This window comes from Leptolyngbya iicbica LK (assembly GCF_004212215.1).
In the GTDB taxonomy this organism is placed as follows: Bacteria; Cyanobacteriota; Cyanobacteriia; order Phormidesmidales; family Phormidesmidaceae; genus Halomicronema; species Halomicronema iicbica.
In genome coordinates this window covers 1,357,637-1,373,103 of record NZ_QVFV01000001.1, presented here as the reverse complement: position 1 = coordinate 1,373,103, position 15,467 = coordinate 1,357,637, and the positions used below count along the sequence as shown (strand labels likewise).

The 15,467-nt window shown below is 54.1% G+C and carries 18 protein-coding genes; 11 read left to right on the top strand and 7 right to left on the bottom strand.

The features are described from left to right. Positions 1-68 precede the first annotated feature (68 nt). Positions 69-884 (bottom strand): response regulator, encoded by an 816-nt coding sequence (locus DYY88_RS05770; protein ID WP_084606999.1) that lies wholly within the window; start codon positions 882-884, stop codon positions 69-71. Next, positions 881-3,259 (bottom strand): NACHT domain-containing protein, encoded by a 2,379-nt coding sequence (locus tag DYY88_RS05765; protein ID WP_052288283.1) that lies wholly within the window; start codon positions 3,257-3,259, stop codon positions 881-883. The genes DYY88_RS05770 and DYY88_RS05765 overlap by 4 nt, the downstream gene beginning before the upstream one ends. A 333-nt stretch (positions 3,260-3,592) precedes the next feature. Between DYY88_RS05765 and DYY88_RS05760 the strand changes: the two genes are divergently transcribed. The 3 genes from DYY88_RS05760 (at position 3,593) to DYY88_RS05755 (ending at position 5,074) form a co-directional block, all read left to right on the top strand. Next, entirely contained in the window at positions 3,593-4,234 is a 642-nt protein-coding gene (locus tag DYY88_RS05760) for a hypothetical protein (RefSeq protein ID WP_052288282.1), read from the top strand. Positions 4,235-4,265: 31 nt separating this feature from the next. Next, on the top strand, positions 4,266-4,439 hold the full coding sequence (locus tag DYY88_RS23985; protein ID WP_165390098.1) for a hypothetical protein: 174 nt from the start codon (positions 4,266-4,268) through the stop codon (positions 4,437-4,439). A 266-nt stretch (positions 4,440-4,705) separates the two neighbouring features. Beyond that, positions 4,706-5,074 carry a hypothetical protein gene (locus tag DYY88_RS05755; RefSeq protein WP_130199330.1) on the top strand — a complete coding sequence of 123 codons (369 nt, stop codon included), beginning with the start codon at positions 4,706-4,708 and terminating at the stop codon, positions 5,072-5,074. On the opposite strand, the gene DYY88_RS05750 is transcribed toward DYY88_RS05755, so the two are convergent. Beyond that, the gene (locus DYY88_RS05750; RefSeq protein WP_039725959.1) at positions 5,057-5,983 is read right to left on the bottom strand and encodes a response regulator; all 927 of its coding nucleotides are present in this window, start codon (positions 5,981-5,983) and stop codon (positions 5,057-5,059) included. The genes DYY88_RS05755 and DYY88_RS05750 overlap by 18 nt on opposite strands. Before the next feature lie 398 nt (positions 5,984-6,381). Here DYY88_RS05750 and DYY88_RS23980 point away from each other — a divergent pair, with 398 nt between their 5' ends. Next, a complete protein-coding gene (locus DYY88_RS23980) occupies positions 6,382-6,555 on the top strand; it encodes a hypothetical protein (protein WP_160299516.1) in 174 nt (57 codons plus the stop codon). A gap of 40 nt (positions 6,556-6,595) precedes the next feature. On the opposite strand, the gene radA is transcribed toward DYY88_RS23980, so the two are convergent. The 3 genes from radA to DYY88_RS05735 form a co-directional block, all read right to left on the bottom strand. Next, positions 6,596-8,062: a DNA repair protein RadA gene (radA, locus tag DYY88_RS05745; RefSeq protein WP_039725957.1), complete on the bottom strand. Its 1,467-nt coding sequence runs from the start codon at positions 8,060-8,062 to the stop codon at positions 6,596-6,598. Between the two features lie 238 nt (positions 8,063-8,300). Continuing rightward, positions 8,301-9,590 carry a Y-family DNA polymerase gene (locus tag DYY88_RS05740; protein ID WP_039725956.1) on the bottom strand — a complete coding sequence of 430 codons (1,290 nt, stop codon included), beginning with the start codon at positions 9,588-9,590 and terminating at the stop codon, positions 8,301-8,303. Positions 9,591-9,596: 6 nt separating this feature from the next. Continuing rightward, entirely contained in the window at positions 9,597-9,926 is a 330-nt protein-coding gene (locus DYY88_RS05735) for a S24 family peptidase (RefSeq protein ID WP_039725954.1), read from the bottom strand. Between the two features lie 187 nt (positions 9,927-10,113). Here DYY88_RS05735 and rpmI point away from each other — a divergent pair, with 187 nt between their 5' ends. The 4 genes from rpmI to DYY88_RS05715 all read left to right on the top strand — a co-directional run bounded on the left by rpmI (position 10,114) and on the right by DYY88_RS05715 (position 12,328). Then, a complete protein-coding gene (gene rpmI, locus DYY88_RS05730) occupies positions 10,114-10,311 on the top strand; it encodes a 50S ribosomal protein L35 (protein WP_039725953.1) in 198 nt (65 codons plus the stop codon). 93 nt (positions 10,312-10,404) lie between these two features. Continuing rightward, complete coding sequence (gene rplT, locus DYY88_RS05725; protein ID WP_039725952.1) at positions 10,405-10,755, top strand: 50S ribosomal protein L20; 351 nt, start codon at positions 10,405-10,407, stop codon at positions 10,753-10,755. A 15-nt stretch (positions 10,756-10,770) separates the two neighbouring features. Continuing rightward, positions 10,771-11,556, top strand: a complete 786-nt coding sequence (locus DYY88_RS05720) for a transporter substrate-binding domain-containing protein (RefSeq protein WP_236146322.1) — start codon at positions 10,771-10,773, stop codon at positions 11,554-11,556. Positions 11,557-11,788: 232 nt separating this feature from the next. Further along, positions 11,789-12,328, top strand: coding sequence for a tetratricopeptide repeat protein (locus DYY88_RS05715; protein WP_039725950.1), 540 nt, complete (start codon positions 11,789-11,791; stop codon positions 12,326-12,328). Positions 12,329-12,450: 122 nt separating this feature from the next. Here the strand turns inward: DYY88_RS05715 and DYY88_RS05710 are convergent, their stop codons facing one another. Next, entirely contained in the window at positions 12,451-12,690 is a 240-nt protein-coding gene (locus DYY88_RS05710) for a ferredoxin-thioredoxin reductase variable chain (RefSeq protein ID WP_039725949.1), read from the bottom strand. Between the two features lie 275 nt (positions 12,691-12,965). Here DYY88_RS05710 and DYY88_RS05705 point away from each other — a divergent pair, with 275 nt between their 5' ends. The 3 genes from DYY88_RS05705 to DYY88_RS05695 all read left to right on the top strand — a co-directional run bounded on the left by DYY88_RS05705 (position 12,966) and on the right by DYY88_RS05695 (position 15,335). Next, positions 12,966-13,349: a hypothetical protein gene (locus DYY88_RS05705; protein WP_039725948.1), complete on the top strand. Its 384-nt coding sequence runs from the start codon at positions 12,966-12,968 to the stop codon at positions 13,347-13,349. Positions 13,350-13,426: 77 nt separating this feature from the next. After that, complete coding sequence (locus DYY88_RS05700) at positions 13,427-14,299, top strand: MBL fold metallo-hydrolase (protein WP_039725947.1); 873 nt, start codon at positions 13,427-13,429, stop codon at positions 14,297-14,299. Between the two features lie 160 nt (positions 14,300-14,459). Beyond that, positions 14,460-15,335 (top strand): S-methyl-5'-thioadenosine phosphorylase, encoded by an 876-nt coding sequence (locus DYY88_RS05695; RefSeq protein WP_039725946.1) that lies wholly within the window; start codon positions 14,460-14,462, stop codon positions 15,333-15,335. Positions 15,336-15,467: the final 132 nt, after the last annotated feature.

The following is a 15,467-nucleotide window of genomic DNA, read 5'->3' as shown; positions in this document are numbered from 1 at the left end:
GAAGCGATCGCCCCATGCTTGACCATCAGGGGCATCGCTGCGGTGACCAGGGGCTTAGCCTCATGGGTCTAAAGGGACTGTACCCATGCCCGTAAGGCCGTTTCGGTGTCGGTGTAGGTGCGTTGCATCTGGGTTTCGACTTGTGCCGCATCTGGGTAGGTACCGGCTTTCCCTTGGTCTTCGAGCTGTTGCCCCAGCTGGGATAAGGCCACAGCGCCTAAATTCGCACTGCTCGATCGCAAGCGATGCCCTAATTGATGCAACGCTGCGGCGTCACGTTCAGCGATCGCGGTGTGGATGCTGGCAATGTTGCTCAATGTGTCGGCCAGGAAATCTTCTAGCAATTCAGCCAGCACCGTGGGGGCGGCCTCTCCAGCTAGTTGGCGCAGACCGGCGAGGACCTGCGGCTCCAGCAGTTTCTCGTCGTTGGGGAGTGCTGTTGTTGGGAGGGTGGGTGTTGGGGATGCCAGCTGATTGAGGTGCGCCTCAGCGGTGGTCAAGGCTACCCGCAGCGATGCCTCATCAATCGGTTTAGTTAAAAAAGCCTGCATGCCAGCGGCCAGGCACTCTTCGCGATCGCCCTGGGTCACCGAGGCAGTGAGGGCAATGATATAAGGCCGCTGGTCGGGTGCATATTGCTGATAAATCTCCTGAGTTGCTTGAATGCCATCCATTTCTGGCATTTGCACATCCATCAAGACCACTTGATAAGGAGTCTGAGCCATGGCCTCGAGAACGGCGTAGCCATTGGCGGCGACGTCTGCCTGGTAGCCACATTTTTTGAGCAAGAGCAGAGCCACTTTCTGATTGACCGGATGATCTTCTGCCAGCAGAATTTTTAAGGAGGACATCGCCGATGGGGAACGGGGGAGAGGGGAAGTCATAACTGCGGTGAGGGGGCCAGTGGCGAGGGTTGCAAGAGGGTTGGTAAGTAGGTGGCGGCAAACTCGGGTGTGGTATGACTTTCGCCCCAGCAATCGAGCCAAAAGAGATGCAGTTGGTAATACTGCTGGAGCAAGGCGCGCTGAGTCGCAGGCAAGAGTCGCAGGTGACCGATGTGTCGGTGTTGCATGAGTAACGTGTGGAATTGGGTGAGCCAATGATCACCCTTATCGCGCCACCAAGCATAGCAAGACTCACAGTCATTCTCCCAGTCGGGTAGCTGTGATCTTAAGTCTGTAAAGGCTGCTTGGAAAGCGGGTGTCAGCGCAAATTTTTGGTCGAGTTGCAGCGCAAATATGAGATTTAACATGGCGTCGACGGCGGGCGTTTGCCGTACCGATAGCGCTAACTCGAAGCTGCGGGCGAGCGCTAAGTCAAGGGCGACATCTGGGGCCAGTGCTTGGGCAATGGCGGGATCTAGAGCCGTGGCTAACCGCAGGTCGCGATCGCTAAAGAGGGTTAAATAAAATGCCCGAATGGCGGCGGGTTGATAATCACTTTCGATAGCTGCGGCCTTGTCTGCGATCGCCGTTAACACCGCCTGACAGTCTGGGGACTGGGCGATCAGGCCGGTAATTTCCTGATGCATACGAGCTAACAAAGGATCCGCTACGGTCATCATGTTGGCGCTCAGGCGGAGCACTTCTTGCCAGTTGGGGTCTAAGGTATGGGCGGCAAAGTCGGCAACGGTCGCGGCTAAGTCGGCGGGTGTGGCTTGATACAAGATTTTGCGAGCGGTCAAATACTCTTGGAAGGTGAGGTGTGAGAACGAATAGATATCTTTCGCCCGTTCCACAATCAGACCATGCTGGATTTGGATCGCCTCGAGAATGGCCTCACTTTCCCGATACTGAGTTTCTAAGTCGATGGCGGCGGGCTGCTCGCTCACACTTTGGCAATAGTCAGTGATGAGGGCTAAGAGGGTGGTTTTCTCAAAAAAGTACTGTCCCTGCTCAAAGGTGGTTGCGGCGATTTTCCCCAGCAGTTGCAGTTTGTCAGCCACTCGCAATTGCCGATAACGATCATCACGTTGGATGCCCCGCGCCAGGTCCCACCGTTCTAAGAGAATATCTAACCCCGCTTGATAGAGTTTGGCGCGTTGTTTGGGAAAGTCTGATCGACCTAAAAAGACGGAGCAAAGTAAGCTCAGCAAAATTGGTGTGGCTACTAGTTCCTTTAAAGGTTGGTGCGCTTCACTATCCAACGCATCTAAAAAATCTTGGGTTTTACGTTGGGCCAGTGCTCGGTCTGGCAAATTAGCCTGAAACCAGCGCTCGACAAACGTCTGGACTTGAAGCCGGTTAAAATCATCGACCTCGGCATCCGAAAAGCCTGGTAAATAGGGGAGTTGATTGGATAGGCGACCGGTAATTAAACAGGGATTATCGGGATAGGTTTGGGCCAAATTTTGAATGTCTTGCAGCAGCTCACTCAGTTGCGCGGTGGGCACTTCGTCTAAACCGTCCAGCAGCAACAACAACCGCCCTTGCTGTAGAAGCGTTTGTAGTTGCGCGGTGGTGAGTCCGGCTGTGGTCGCGAGGGTGGTGAGGGTGCCGAGGAGTGGCGATCGCCCCGCTTCGGTTGCGGTGAGGTGCGGCGTTAGTAGGGTGTGCCGCAATTGCAGAAACAACGGCACACAATCGGGTCGGTAGTGTCCCGCGATGCATTGATTAGCCACATGTTGCAAAAAGGTGGTTTTACCTGAGCCCGGTTTGCCCAAGAGCAAGATGCGACTGGTTTGCTCAATGACCGTCATGGCATCCACCGCGTCAGGATGGGCTTGGGCCAATTGCAACCGTTGTAAATGAGTCGCGGGTTGCAGTTCATCTAAATCCAGCCATTGCTGATGTCGCAGATGCGGCACGATGCGAATCGGCGTGTACAACGATTCCAGTGAGAGGGGGCGACCCAGATCTAATGACGATTGCAAAACCCCGCATTGGTTTGCAATGGTCGGCTGCACGTGTTCACGCCATTGCTGGGCCAAATCGTCGGTTTCGCTGGCGGTGGAGATCGCCGTTGGCGAGGTAAACGGATCATGGCTGGGCGACTTAGCCTGCCGCTCAGTACCCTTTGACAAAGAGCTGACAGGGGTGGGTAAATCAGCGATTTCTTGCCAATCTAAATTGAGCCGAAAGCAAAGATCAACGAAGATGTAGCGCTCTACCGGACGTCCGGTCAAAAACTTCCAGACCGACTGCCGCGTATTCAACCCGACTTCGTAGGCTAGCTGTTCTTGCGTCCATTGTGTGCGCTCAAACGCTTGTCGGGCTTTTTGTTGGCCCTGTGAAGAAGCTTTTAGCGATCGCCGACCCATAACCCAAGCCGCCCTTCAATGACTCTGCTTCATCTTGCTGCCCTACCTACAGATTTCCGGACAACTTGTGTGTCAAACGCCAAGCTCCCTGACAGCATGGGCATTTACAGCGATCGATGGGAGATGTATTGAGAGGTGATTTGAGGGTCCTCAGCGGGAACTTTTCGCCGCGCGAGGGTTTAACCAAAGAAACTTATACGGAACTTATACAAAGCCCAAACAAGAACACCAACACGACCTTGCCAGACTTTGATTATGGAAAACGCAATCAAGGCAGACGCGCCTCGATTGCCGACAAAAATTGCCGACAAAATATAAATCACTGAGGTCATGATGAAAACTTCGATCGCTCTGCAAGCTTTGGCTTTAACCCTCTCAACCGTTGGCACCCTCGCGGTCACGACTTTGCCGAGTCAAGCCGCAGATTTGGGCGGTTTGCAGGTCACCGGATTAGACTGCAGCAGTGCATTGGTCACCGCTGGCGGCGCTAACTTTGCGACTTGCCAGGGCGCTTTTACCGGCAACGATACGGGTGCTCAAAGTGCCTTCTTAACGGCTCTGAATGATGGCTTGTTTGCTGACTTTACCGAGGCGAGCGACTGGAGTTTGTGGGGCAAGTCTGATGAAGGCGACTTTACCGCTGATCAAGGCGAGGTGGCGGGAACTTGGAGTTTGCTCAACATGGATAGTTTGACTGGCCCGTTTGTTCTCAGTCTCAAATCGAGTAATGCGTTCAGTGCTTATTTATTTACCGATGCCACCACCGTCACTGACGGCACCTTCAGCACTTTGGGCGTTTCCACCAATGCTAAAGGTAAGCCTCAAGCGCTCTCCCATGCTTCGATTTTTGTGCCTGCGAGTGTCAGTCAAGAAGTGGTGGAACTGGATGAGCCGTCTTTGTCTATCACCGGGGTCTTGATGCTGTTGGCGGGTGCTCCCCTGGCGATGGCCATGACGAAAACCAAGTCTGTCTAGGGGGTCGCTCTTTCGAGACGTTCTTACGTTCGTGAGCGATCGCCCCGTCAGATGGCAAAATTGGCTGCGCCTGCGGCCCCAGAACTGGTCAAGCTGTTCCATCGCCATTCTGCCAGTCGTTTGTCCGTTTATTGGCATGGTGACGATTGATATGACCTCTCGCTCTGGGACGTTCACCGTCAGCGTTGGATTTTCGGCACCGTAACGTCGCCCTGCTCGCGTGCTTCGCAGCCACGGGCAGCCCATCAGGTGGCTTACGCCTAACCCGATGAACCTATTCACTTATTCCTCCACACCATAGCCAGTATGATTTTCCTGTCAGCCTTACCCCATTTACCGGACACTCGGCTCAGACCGCAGCAGTCCTCTAACGGCCCAACCAAGCGGTTTCGCTTTACGTATCGATTGCAAAATGGCCATCTCCTCACTGGTACCTTCAAGGGAGAGTGCCGTCCAGAACAACCCCATGTCATGCTTCATTTACATGATTGGCAGGTGACCTATTGTCAGCCAGAGGGTCGTCCGTTATTAACCTTTGATGCTGGATTTGGGCAGATTGAGCTGATGCCTGTGCGCCCCTTAATTACGGGGACTCACTCAGCGACCGGGGCGTTATTTGGCGTGAACTACCGAACGGCAGAAGTCTCGATTTACAATGCCATCACGCAGCAATGGCTGACTGAGTCGTGGTCTCCGAGCGCTTGGCAAATCGTTCCCTGTACTGAAGAAATTCAACCAGTCTTGGCCATCGCGTCACGTTGGCCGTGGTTACCTACTCACGAGCCGCATGGGGAAAATACCTGGATTGAACGGCCCTCAGCTTTATTGAGTTATTCCTAAAGCGATCGCTAGCAGGCTGGCGAATTGGCGGCCACGAGCCAGGGTGTTTGCAGATCCGATGGTTTCGGCATGACTACCCAGCAGCAGCCAGCCTAAAACAGCCCCTTCCCAAACGAGTGGCCACACGATGACTGCCGTCAAGTTGAGGTATGTTGCCAAGTCTTGCAAGGCGGCGGTTACTGCCGCAGATTGGGGGCCAGAGGCCGGGAGCTGTGCCGGCGCATGGGGGACGATTGATGCTGACTGCGCCAGCGACGCCAGGAGTTTCCCCAGCTCGTGATGCAACGCCGATGGTGGTTCACTAGCCGCGTTAGGCCATTGCCACCGGATGGTGTGATCAACGTTCAAGACAATGATCTGTTGCGCCTGAAAGCAGTCTTGATAGAGCTCTGTGTGATTTGCCAATAACGAGTGGATCGCGAGGTGTTGATGCAACCCTTGCACCATTGCCTGCTGTAGACTTTCCCAACTGTGGGCTAAGTGGAGCTGTTGCTGAATGTCTTGCGCTTGTTGGGCAGCTTGATAACTGAGCAAGAGCCGCTTGACTCGCTGTCGCAACACTGCCCAATGAATGGGCTTGGTAATGTAGTCAGTGGCTCCCGCCGCAAATGCCCGATCAATCGAGTCTTGATCGTCCAGCACCGTCACCATCAGGATGGGAATCTCGGTCTGAAACTCGGTGCGTAGTTGCTGGCAGCATTCAAACCCATTGCCATCGGGCATCACCGCATCTAGTAAGACCAGATCGGGTTGCAGACGCAAAAAATCTTGTCGCACTTGTTCGCCGCTGCTCACCTGGACACTGTGATACCCAGCTTGGGTGAGCGCCATCGCCAATAGTTTTCTCAGGGCGCGATCGTCATCTGCGATCAAAATGAGTGGGTTGCGCTGGTCAATAGGGGCATTCACAAACTTGCTTCAAGTCAGATCATTGCTTCAATTTTATAGTGGGCGGCTCAAGAGCCTAAAGCCGCTGAGGCGATACCGATAGACGGGCTTGTGTGTAGGCGCTGACGGACATTGAGCGATCGCACCGATCATCTCATGGCCGACATCAAAGCTTAGTCGGAGTTCGGCTCTGTATTAATTTTGTGTAAAAGCTGAAACGTAGCGATCGCACTTAACTCATCAGTTTTCATAATAGAAAGCAGCGGTAAAATCACTTAACTCAATTGCCGTGCTCTCTTTGAGCTGGGGCTTGACCCTTATCGACATCTACCCGATAGCGCCTAGCGCCTATCAAGGTCACCCAGTTGTTCCCAATATTTTTTGGTCCATTGCATTAATGTTTGTGGAGGAATTCTGCAATGCGTGTTTACACTAGCCCTGCTCTGCGCACCGCCGTTAGCTACGCCAAGCTGTTTTTGGGTCTCGCGGTCTTGGCTGTCTTACTATTTCAGGCCGCCAAAATTTGGGGTAATGATCCCAACCTGCAAAACATTCAAAACTTGTTAAAGACCGAGCAAACGGATACCCAGTAGCAAGTACCTACTTTGGGCTGCAGTGGAGGCTCACCTGGGTTTAAGCGGTGCTGCCCAGCCCGATCGCGATCGCATCCATCACCCGGGCCACGGGGAGCACTTCCAGCGGCGTGTCTACACCGCCCTGCCCTTTGGGGACGATCGCCCGCTTGAACCCGAGTTTGGTGGCTTCTTTCAGCCGCAGTTCTAATTGCGAAACGGGCCGCACCTGTCCGCCCAGCCCCACTTCGCCCAAAATGACGGTGTAAGGATCGATGATGCGATCGCGAAAGCTGGCGGCGACGGCCAACGCGATGCCCAAATCGGCAGCGGGTTCGCCCACATTCAATCCCCCGGATGAGGCGACGTAAGCATCGAGTTTGGAAAGGGGAATGCCAACCCGCTTTTCCAACACCGCCAGAATTTGCAGCAGGCGGTTGAACTCAATGCCCGTGGTAGATCGGCGCGGCGAACTGTAGCTGGTGGGACTGACGAGAGACTGCAACTCCACCACCAGAGGCCGCGTGCCTTCACAGGCCACGATGGTGGCAATGCCCGGCACGGCTTCATCGCGGTTGCCCAAAAATAATTCCGACGGATTGCGGACTTCTTGCAGCCCCCGATCCACCATTTCGAAAATGCCCAGCTCGTGGGTGGCCCCAAACCGATTTTTGACCGATCGCAGCAGGCGATGACTGGCAAAGCGATCGCCCTCAAAATACAGCACTGTATCGACCAAATGTTCCAGCACTTTTGGCCCCGCGATCGCCCCCTCTTTTGTCACATGGCCGACAATGAAGAGGGCAATGTCATCGCGCTTGGCGACCTGCATCAAGCCAGACGTACATTCCCGCACCTGTGACACTGACCCCGGCGCTGAAGTGAGCGCACCGTAATACAGCGCTTGGATACTGTCGATCACCGCTACCGTTGGCTTCAGGGATTCCAACTCCATCAAAATCGTTTCCAGATCCACTTCCGGCAGTAGATAGAGTCCCCGATTAGCTGCCGTCGGCTCAGCGTCCGTGGCGGATGGCTGGGGGACAGCGTCGGCATTCCCCTCCACACTGCCAATGCCCAGGCGCTGCGATCGCAGCTTGACCTGTTGTCCCGATTCCTCCGCGCAGACATACAGCACGCCCATCTGTTGGGCCAAATAATTCGCGACTTGCAGCAATAAGGTGGATTTACCAATCCCCGGATCACCCCCCACCAGCACCAGGGAACCGGGCACAATGCCGCCGCCGAGGACGCGATCGAGTTCGTCGTAGCCGGAGGGTTGGCGTTGCTGGGGGCGGTCTTCAATCTGGTTGAGGGTGCGGGCCAGGCGGGGCTCCTTCTTGGCCGCTTTGGCCGGACTGGTGGAACGCGATCGCCCCCGCACGGCGCCGATCTTGGCGGGTTCTGCTGCCTGGGTCACCTGCTCGACCATGGTGTTCCAGTTGCCGCAGACGGTGCATTTGCCAAAATACTGCGACGACTCGGCCCCGCAACTGTTGCACACATAAATTGAGCGCGACTTAGCCATGCGATGTCCCCAGAGTCCAATAACTTTGTACCATTTTCGAGCGATTTCTGGCGGTTGAATTGGCGGCTGGCTCAAAGGGGGAGACGACCAGTCGAGAGTGCGCAGTGCTCTGCCAACCGTAAGAAAGTTGGGGTGTCTCGTCGCGCGGGTCAACCACGGGACCAGTTAAATCAGCCCTTGAGCCCTTGGGTCTTGTGATTTCGACCCCACGCTACAACCTCAACCATCAATCTTGACGTTAATTGCATCCGCAATGCTGCGACAGTGGCCACACCTGGACGGTCGGAATCTCATCCCAGTGCGTAGTGTAGCGTTGAGAAAAATAGTTCGATCGCAGTCCCCAAGTCGGGTTCAGCCCCATTGCCCCAAACTTGACGGCATCGGGATGGAGTTGGCGGTTGAGGGCATCAATAGTGGTCATGAGGCGATCGCGCTTCTCGGTATTGGTCGGCGCGGCAAACAACTCACCCTGCACAGCGTCCGCTGGGGTGAGTTCAGTCGCGATGACCTTCGCTTTGAGATAGTCATACCCTGGCTTAAAGGCCGCTGTGGTCAGGCCCATGGCGGCATGAATGAGCGTTGCGGTGTCATTGGTCGGTGGCTCTAGGGAGACGGACCGAACGGCAGCGTATTGATTGTCTGGTCGGTAATAACTGGTGCGAATGGCCACTGCAAATTGATGGGCCAGCAGACCATCATCCCGCAGCTTTTCGGCACAGCGAGCGGCATAGGTCGCCACGGCTTCCTTGATCTCAGAGAGTTCAGTCACGACATGGCCAAAAGAGCGAGACACGATCCGCATCGTTTTCGGCGCGGCCACTGGCTCCATCGGAAAACACGCGATTCCTCGCAACTCCATCACGGTTCGCATGACGAGAATGCCAAACTGTTTTTTGAGGCGCTTTGCGTCTGCCTGTTTGAGTTGCAGCACGGTGAGAATGCCCTGGGCCTGGAGTTTGGCCGTGAGATGGCGGCCAATGCCCCAAACTTCGCTGACCGCGATCGCCGCCAAGACTTGATCCACCTCCTCCAACGCGTTGAAGTTCAGCACGCCCTTGCAGCCGAGATGCCGTTTCGCCACGTGGGCGGCGAGCTTTGCCAGGGTTTTGGTCGACGCGATGCCCACCGATACGGGAATCCCCGTCCACTGTTGCACCGTGGCTCTAATTTGTTGACCGTAGTCCGTCAAGTCTCGGTGAGCAAAGCCATGCAGCCCCAAAAAGGCTTCGTCAATGGAATACTGTTCCACTTCGGGGCTGAAATGTTGCAGCGTCTCAATCACACGCCGCGACATGTCTTTGTACAGCACCGGATTCGAAGAGAAAACGTGGAGTTTGCCGCGTTGGACCAAATGTCGAATCGAGAACAGGGTCGCCTGCATGGGCACCAACGGTTTTGCTTCCGGCGATCGCGCCACTACACATCCATCATTGTTCGACAGTACGGCAACTGGCTGGTTGGCCAAGTCGGGACGAAAGACCTTTTCGCAGGAGGCAAAAAATGAATTGCAATCGACCAGCGCAAACATGGTGATCTAAACCGCGCGAATAATGTTGGTCACCGCACCCCAAATTTCCAGACTGGTTAAATCTGCAGGTTCAGGAGCGATCGCCGGTACCAGGCGCGGACCTACGAGTTCAACCCGCAACACCAGCAGTTGTCCCTCCATGACGCTCACCACCAACCCGCCTCCCTGTACCGAGCGCGAACGATCCACAACCAGCAAATCGCCTGGTTGCACCTCCGTGTCAACCACCATGTCGCCCGTGACCCGCATCAAAAAAGTCGCTGCGGGGTTGCGGATGAGATAACGATTGAGGTCGAGGCTCTGTTCAATGACATCGCCGGGCACTGGAAAACCCATGGCCTTCCTCGCCTGAGTAGTTCATTTATACTTCAATTCAGGAAGGCTCGCCCAACATCCGCACATTTTTTGAGAAAAGCCGCCAGCATCCTTGGATGGCAAAACTGCCAGAGTTGCAGAGCCCTTGTGTAGATCTAGAAGCTGGGTATATCATGGAAGACTGCGTCGAAAATAGGAAAACGTCGTCATGCCGAAGCTAAAAACTCGCAGAGCGGCTGCTAAGCGCTTTAAGCGCACAGGCAGTGGCAAGTTCGTACGTCGCAAAGCATTCCGCAATCACCTGCTGGATAAGAAAAAGACCAAGCGTAAAGCCCGTCTATCTCAGAAAGCTGTGGTCGTTGATGCCGATGCGCCCAATGTTGAGCTGATGCTGCCCTATTCCTAGCCGTGAGCTGGGAGTGAAAGGCATCAGGCTTTGAATCTGAATCGATCAACTTTTTCAGAGTTGATAGTTGTAAATACCAAGGACTAAGACAGAATGGCACGGGTCAAACGCGGTAATGTCGCCCGCAAGCGCCGCAAAAAGGTGCTCAAGTTGGCAAAAGGTTTTCGTGGATCGCATTCCAAGCTCTTTCGCACGGCAAATCAGCAGGTCATGAAGGCCTTGCGGTATGCCTATCGCGATCGCCGTCGTCGGAAGCGGGATTTTCGTCGGTTGTGGATTACGCGCATCAACGCAGCAGCTCGCCTACACGGCATGAGCTACAGCCGACTGATTGGACAGCTGAAAAAAGCTGATATTGAAATTAACCGTAAGATGTTGGCGCAGATGGCGATTCTAGATCCCGAAGGATTTGGCAAGGTCGTCGAAATTGCCAGCAAAGCCTAAACTTTTGAGGTAGTCTTGTCAGCTCACGACATGCGCTTACCGATTTCTATTTTTGGCATGGTACTGGGGGTGCAAGTTCTTGCAGCCCCAGTTGCGTTTTCAGCCGATTTAGCTGCGATCGAAGAACGCGGCTATCTGGTGGTCGCCGTTAAGGACAACTGGCGTCCTCTCGGGTTTGTGGATGATACCGGAGAGCTGGCAGGCCTGGAAATTGACATTGCTACCCGGCTTGCTGTTGAACTCTTTGATGATGCAACGGCGATCCAGTTTGTCCCTGTGTCGAACTTGGATCGGCTTTCGGCAGTGCTGAATGACGAGGTTGATCTGGCGATCGCCGGTCTCGCCATCACTCCCATGCGGCAACGAGTCGTAAATTTCAGCACCCCCTACTATCTGGATGGGACGGCCTTCTTGACTCGCGACCCGGCCATTCGTACCCTGCAGGATTTAGAGCTCGGCACGATCGCTTTGATTGCCGGATCAGAAGCTGTGACCCATGTGAACTACACGCTGCCGACCGCAACCTTGGTGGGGATCGATTCCTATCAACAGGGCTACATGATGGCGGAGGCAGGTCAGGTGGATGCGATCGCGGCCGACCTCACTGTTTTATCCGGTTGGGTACAGGAGTATCCCAGTTATCGGTTGTTGCCTAGCGTGCTGACGGCGGAACCGTTGGCGATCGCCTTCCCCAAAGGCAATCAGTACATGGACTTGCAGCGGTTTGTAAATGGTGCGATCGGCCAGTGGCACGCCGACGGCTGGCTCGAAGAACGCGCCACTTACTGGGGCTTGCCCTGAGCGATCGTCCCGCAATCAACCTGAGGGACGACTCCAGCACGCTCTCCCCCTGGCTCCGCTGCTCCCTTGCCCCCTTATTGCGACCAGGGCTGAGACGGCTGATCTCCCGTGACATCTCGCCTTCTGTCAAGAATTTCCAACCTTCAGAGAGAACTCCTCAAGGAGAGCATTTAGCATGTCAAGATGATCGGTATAAGATGCTAGTTCTGAATTGATTTTCACAAGCGGAGATATGGAAGATACCAATCTGCTGTTGACCTATCTGGTAACGCTGCTCGGTTTATTAAGTGTGGCGGCGGTTTTGGTCATTCGCCAAGTATTTAAGACGCGACGGGTCGAGGGTACCCTCAACCGTCTGCAAAGCAAGTTGAGCAAAGAAAAGGGCAGCGCTCAAGAGTACTACGAACTGGGTAGCCTCTTGCTGGATAAAAAACTCTATTCCCAGGCGGTGATTCAACTTAAGCAAGCGCTTAAGCTGCTAACTGAGGAAGAGTCAGAACAAGCGGCTTTGATTAGCAATGCTCTGGGCTATGCCTATTTTGCTCAAGAGCAATATGACCTGGCCATCCGCCAGTATAAAGAAGCCCTAGACATTGCCCCGACCTATGTCACCGCTTTGAATAATTTGGGTCATAGTTACGAGCGCAAGCAACTGACGGCTCAAGCGCTGGAATCGTATGAGCTCTCTCTGCAGTACGACCCTGACAACAAGACTGCTAAACGTCGCGCCGAGTCGCTGCGTAAACGCTTAGCGCCTGCTGGCCAGGAATAATCGATCCAAAATACCCCAACAACAAGAAACCCTCGTTGCTTAACATCAACAACAACGAGGGTTTTAACGTCTGTCTGGTCTGTTGTCAGCCAGTACGGATGGAGAAAAATAAGGGACGGCGATTAAGCGACAGTTTCCAGTTCGTCACTACGTAAATGTGCTTGAAAAGGCCGCTTGGCCCCTTCTACAGCGAACTGGACAACCACAGGAAAATTAGCGCTGATGGGACGACCTTGCCAATCTTTAAGGATCTTGGTCACTTCCCCTTCCATGCCCTGCGCATCATAGGCAGCGTTGCGGTGCAGGGGATGATGATAAAAGATAACCGAATCTTTGATTCGTACGCGATCGCCAACCTGCATGGCTAACTATGCCTCCTCTCAATTGCTCGCCGTTTGCTCTTAGGGGAAAGCAACGACATTTTTGACAGCTTTTCCATCTTTGCACAGGTTGTAACAGAAACTACTCATTTGCCCATGTGTAAACCCACAAGCACCCCTTGGGTTGGGGACGACGAGCCCAGGCGATCGCTCTGGCCCAGGGCTCAAAATGAACGGCATTGATCACAGGCCAACTTGCGAATAAAGTACAGACGAACTAATATTGAGTTAGAACAGATGTTCATGCAAAAACTGTTATGACTGGTCTTGCCACAACCACGGCTGATGTCTCTTTTGCCTCGCCAGTTTGGGAGACTGTGCGCTTTCGGCGGGCGAAGGAAAAGAAGGGATGGGCTTTGCTGGGCATTCCTCAGCAGGTGTATCCGTTGGTGGCGCTACGATTATTTGAGTTGCAGGCTAAGTTGATTAATCGTCACGAGGCTGAAGGATTCACAAATTTACTGTTTGAAGCACCACCCAGTGTCGCAGCTAAGTTGGCCTGTGCCTTTCCTGCGCCGCCAGGGTGCGATGTGCTCAAGGTGGCAGAATCTGGTGATCGCATCCTCTCCGGCAAAGCGGCCAAATCTGCTAAAGCGATCGCTCAACGTCCCGATCCTTCCGATGTGCCCGCAGTGGCATGACCTGATCACCCCATCCAACGCTTCCTAGCGGCAGTGCTATACCTAAACTAGCTGCGCTTGGAGCGTTGACCAAGACTATGGCCCATCTCAAAGATCGTCGCCCCCAAAATGTTGATGGCGACATTTATGTAGACACCTCTTGCATCGACTGTGACACTTGTCGATGGATGGTGCCCAGTGTGTTTACCCGAGAGGCTGGTATGTCAGCCGTGTTTCATCAGCCCACGACTGAGGCTGAACGGTTGGCCGCTTTGCAGGCGGTGCTTTCCTGTCCTACGGCTTCAATTGGCACTGTGGCTCCTCCGCCAGATATGAAAGCAGCGCAAGCAAGTTTGCCGATTCCCATTGCGGAGAATGTCTACCACTGCGGCTACCATTCTGAAAAATCCTATGGCGCGGCGAGCTATTTCATTCAGCGGCCCGAAGGCAACATCTTGACCGATTCCCCAAGATTTGCCGCGCCCCTGGTTAAACAGTTAGAGGCGTTAGGTGGGGTGCAATATTTGTATCTGACCCATCGGGATGATGTCGCGGATCATCGACAATGGCATGAGCGGTTTGGGTGCGATCGCCTCTTACACGCCGCTGACATCACCCCCAGTACTGCCGACATTGAGTTGCCTTTGCAGGGGACTGAGCCGATTGTGTTTGCGCCCGATATTACGATTATTCCTGTGCCGGGTCATACCCAAGGACATACGGTCTTGCTATATCGCGATCGCTTCCTGTTCACAGGCGATCACCTCGCGTGGTCTGTACGATTGCAACAACTCTACGCCTTTCGCAATTACTGCTGGTATTCCTGGGCGGAACTGGTGCGATCAATGGAAAAGTTAGCGACATACCAGTTTGAGTGGGTGTTGCCGGGGCATGGTCGTCGCTATCACGCGGCTCCTGATGTCATGCAGCAGCAGATGCAAACATGTCTGGACTGGGTGCGATCGCAATAACGGGTAGCGCGGTTCAGGCTCTGAATTCTTGGATTTATAAGCGATTTGAGTCATCGCTCAAAGTAGGGCATAGCGGTATCAATGACGTCTCTGATGAGCGCGCGATCGCAAAAACCGGGCTGGACTCGCTACAATCAACGGCGTTGAGCAAAGCGTTTCTATGACATCACAGGCGACCATTGGCATTATCGGCGGCAGCGGACTTTACAAAATGGATGCCCTCACCGATATCGAAGAAGTGCGAGTCAACACTCCCTTTGGCGAGCCCTCCGACGCTTTGATTGTCGGCACTTTAGAAGGGACTCGGGTCGCATTTCTCGCCCGTCATGGCCGCAACCACACTCTTATGCCTTCCGAGTTGCCGTTTCGGGCCAATATCTATGCCATGAAGCAACTCGGCGTCCAGTATTTGATTTCTGCCTCCGCCGTGGGGTCGTTGCGAGAGTCCGCTAAGCCGTTAGACATGGTGGTGCCCGACCAGTTTATTGATCGCACCAAAAACCGCATTTCCACCTTTTTTGGCGAAGGCATTGTTGCCCATATTGCCTTTGGCGACCCAATTTGCCATGCCTTAGCCAAAGTCGTCGCCGATGCCGCCACCAGTCTCAATTTGCCCGACGTCACCCTGCATCGCGGCGGCACCTACGTCTGTATGGAAGGACCGGCCTTTTCGACCAAGGCGGAATCAAATTTGTATCGCAGTTGGGGCGCGACCATCATTGGCATGACCAATCTGCCGGAAGCGAAGCTGGCGCGCGAAGCCGAAATTGCCTACGCTACGCTCGCACTGGTCACCGATTACGATTGTTGGCACCCCGATCACGATAGCGTCACCGTCGAAATGGTCATTGGCAATTTGCAAAAGAATGCCAAAAATGCCCAAGCGGTCATTCGGGCTGCGGTGCGCAGTCTAGCTACTCAACCCCCCGCTTCGGAAGCCCATGATGCGCTGAAGTATGCGGTGATCACTCCTCTAGACAAGGCTCCCGCAGCGACGCTGGAAAAGTTGGACTTATTGCTTAAAAAATATCGGTAAGGACTCGGGTGTGATACGGATTTAGTGTTGAAATGTCCCGCATACCCTCGAGACATTCTCAACTGTAAATTTCGAGTATCAGCTCAAGCACTGGGGTAAAACCCGCAACGAATGAATAACCACCAGGCTAAT